General features: G+C 72.5%; 2 protein-coding genes. One reads left to right on the forward strand and one right to left on the reverse strand.

Translation table 11 applies throughout. The annotated features are described in order from the left end of the window. Positions 1–2,519: putative bifunctional diguanylate cyclase/phosphodiesterase (locus AC1DXV_RS32950; RefSeq protein ID WP_477937718.1), on the forward strand; the 2,519-nt coding region annotated here is incomplete at its 5' end. Between the two features lie 21 nt (positions 2,520–2,540). On the opposite strand, the gene AC1DXV_RS32955 is transcribed toward AC1DXV_RS32950, so the two are convergent. After that, positions 2,541–3,252 (reverse strand): TonB family protein (locus tag AC1DXV_RS32955; RefSeq protein WP_477937720.1); only part of this gene is annotated, 712 nt, incomplete at its 5' end.

Consider the following 3,252-nt stretch of genomic DNA (forward strand, 5'->3'; position numbering starts at 1 on the left):
GCACCGTGGCGCGCGATGCGCTGGCCTGCGCGCTGCTCGCGCTGCCGCTGCTGGCGCTGTCGCGCAGCGCGCTGCACCGGGCGTTCGCGCAATGGCGCTGGCTGGCGAGCGTCGTGCTCGGTGCGACGGCCCTCGCCGCGGCCTGGGCCGTCGCCCGCCACGGCAACGCCCCCGCGATGCTCGCACTGGCCAGCGTCCCGCACCTGCTGCTCGGTGGCCTGGCCGCGCGCCGCGGCGTGCTGCCGGCTTCGGTCACGGTCCTGTTGACCGCTTTCGCCCTCGCGTCCTGGGCCGCCAAGGGCGTGGCGGGCGCCGGCCCGCTGGCCGATGCGGCCACGCTGTCGGCCTGGCTGGCCACCCTGTGCGCCACGCCGCTGCTCGCCTGCGCCGTGGTCGGCCGCACCGCCACGCAAGAAGCGCGCTGGCAGCTGGCGCTCGATGCCGCCGGCGTCGGCACGCTGCAATGGGACCTGCGCAGCGGCCACCTCGGCTATTCGCGCCGCTGGCTGCGCATGCTCGGCTACGGCAGCCTCGAGTTCGGCCACCGCATCGACGAGCTGCTGGCCCGCACCCACCCGTCCGACAGCGTCCGCCTGCTGAATGCGCTGCAGCCGCGCGGCCGCAGCGCATCGTCCGCCGGCGAGCCGGATGCCTTCGAATTCCGCCTGCAGACCAAGGACGGCCGCTGGCTGTGGCTCGAAGGCCATGCCCGTGCCGTCGAATGGCAGCCCGACGGCACGCCGCGGCGCGTGATCGCCACCGTGATCGACATCACCGACCGCCATGCCACCGAAGAACGGCAGAACGTGACGACCCGGCTCTTCGAGTACCTGCACGAGGGGCTGATCATCACCGACGCGGCCTGCCGGGTGCTGGACGTGAACCCGGCCTTCACGAAGATCACCGGCTTCTCGCGCGAAGAGATGCTCGGCGCGGTGCCCGCGCTGCTGCGCCCGGCCACCGACGGCGAGCCGGGCGCCGCGCAGCGCGCCAGCATGGCCGCCGCGCTCGAATCCACCGGCTCGTGGCGCGGCGAGATCATCGACCKGCGGCGCGACGGCGAGCTGTGCGCGTTGCAGGTGACGATCTCCGCGATCCCCGGCCCCGATGCCGAGCCGCGCCACCACGTGCTGGTGCTGTCGGACACCACGCWGGCCCGCTTGCACCGCGAACAGCTGGAGCGCCAGGCCCACTTCGACGAGCTGACCCGGCTGCCCAACCGGGCCCGCCTCGCGCAGATGCTGCGCGACGCCATCCGCGCGAGCGAGCGCGACGGCTACCTGCTGGTGGTCTGCTACCTCGACCTCGACAACTTCAAGCCGGTCAACGACACGCACGGCCACGAAGCCGGCGACCGGCTGCTGGTCGAGCTGGCGCAGCGGCTGCGCAATGCGCTCGGCCGCTGGGACCACTGGACCGACGAGGTCGCGCGCCTGGGCGGCGACGAATTCGTGCTGCTGCTGCGCGCGGCGACCCTCGAAGACGCGCAGGCCACCGTCGAGCGCGTGCTGCGCCAGGTCTCGCTGCCGTACAACCTCGGCATGGGCATCGGGCCGGTGATCGTCACCGCCAGCCTGGGCGCCACCGTCTACCCGGTCGACCGCGCCGACGCCGAAACGCTGCTGCGCCACGCCGACCACGCGATGTACGGCRCCAAGCAGGCCGGCCGCAACGGCTCGCTGTTCTTCGACACCGAGCTGAACCGCCGCACCGAAGAACGCTTCGAGGCGCTCAGCCGCGTGCAGACCGCGCTCGACGCGCAGGAGTTCTGCCTCTACTACCAGCCCAAGGTCGACCTGCGCAACGGCACGGTGATGGGCGTCGAGGCGCTGCTGCGCTGGAAGCACCCGCAGCACGGCGTGATCGCACCGGCGCATTTCCTGCCGCTGATCGAGCACACCGGGCTCAGCGCCAGCGTCGGCGACTGGGTGCTGCAGCAGGGCATCGAGCAGCTCGCGCAGTGGCAGCGCCAGGGGCTCGACCTCACGCTGAGCATCAACGTCTCGGCGCGCCACCTGCAGGAGCCGCTGTTCGCGCAACGCTTGGCCGGGCTGCTGTCACGCTACAACTCGCCGGTGGCGCAGCGCCTGGTGATCGAGGTGCTGGAGACCGCGGCGCTCGCCGACGTCGACTACACCGTGCAGCTGATGCAGGAGTGCCGCAAGCTCGGCGTGCGTTTCGCGCTCGACGATTTCGGCACCGGCTACTCCACCCTCACCTACCTGAAGCGGCTGCCGCTCGACCTGCTGAAGATCGACCGCTCGTTCGTGCAGAACATGCTGCTCGACCCGCAGGACCACGCGATCGTCGCCGGGGTGATCAGCCTGTCGCGCACCTTCGGGTGCACGGTGGTGGCCGAGGGCGTCGAATCGCGGGCCCAGGCACAGCGCCTGATCGCGATCGGCTGCGACATGGCCCAGGGCAACGGCATCGCCGCCGCCATGCCGTCGAGCGAGGTGGTCGACTGGGTGCGGCAGTACCGCGGGGCGATCGCGCCCGAGCGGACGGTCGCCGCCTGACGCGCACCCGAAGGGGCCGCCTCAGTCGAGGTTGAAGCCCAGCTCGACGACACCTTCCTGCGTTTCGCGCAGCGGCTGGAATCTCCATTGCGCGACGGCCGCCAGCGCGGCCCGGTTCAGGCGCACGTTCGTCGACGACACGACGGCCGGCGCCGACACCGTGCCGTTGGCCAGCACCTCGAAGCGCACCCGCACGGTGCCCTTTCGCAGATCCAGCATCACCGCACGGGGGAATTGCGGCTCGACCTGGGACACCATCACCAACGTCTCGTCGGCTTCAGGCTCCGGCGCGGCGGCGAGAGCGGGCGGCGCAGCCGCATCGGGCATCGCCGTGGCACCGCCACGGGCGTGGGCCGCCGCGCTGTTGGCCATGCGGGCCGCTTCGTTGTCGACGCTGGAGACCGGCGCGGCGGGCTGGATGGCCTGGACGGCCTGCGTGGCAGCCGGTGCCGGGTTGATGCGGGCGGCCGGGGCAGGTGCGGGGTTCGGCGAAGCGGGTGGCGCGACAGCCGCCCCTTCGGCACTGCCCTCGCCCACCTTCGCGACGCGTGCCGCCGGTGCCGGCCTGGGTGCATTGGCGACCGGCGCGGGCGGCTTCACGTCGTCCTTGCCGTCGCGGACTTTGCGGGGCTTGTCCGAGTGGATCATGATCCAGCGGAAGACGTTCTCCGCCTCGCGCTTGGAGCGCTCGCTGGGGGCCGACTCCTCCTTGGCGGCAGGAGCCGATGCAGCC

The organism is Rhizobacter sp. P3_C12 (assembly GCF_056402735.1).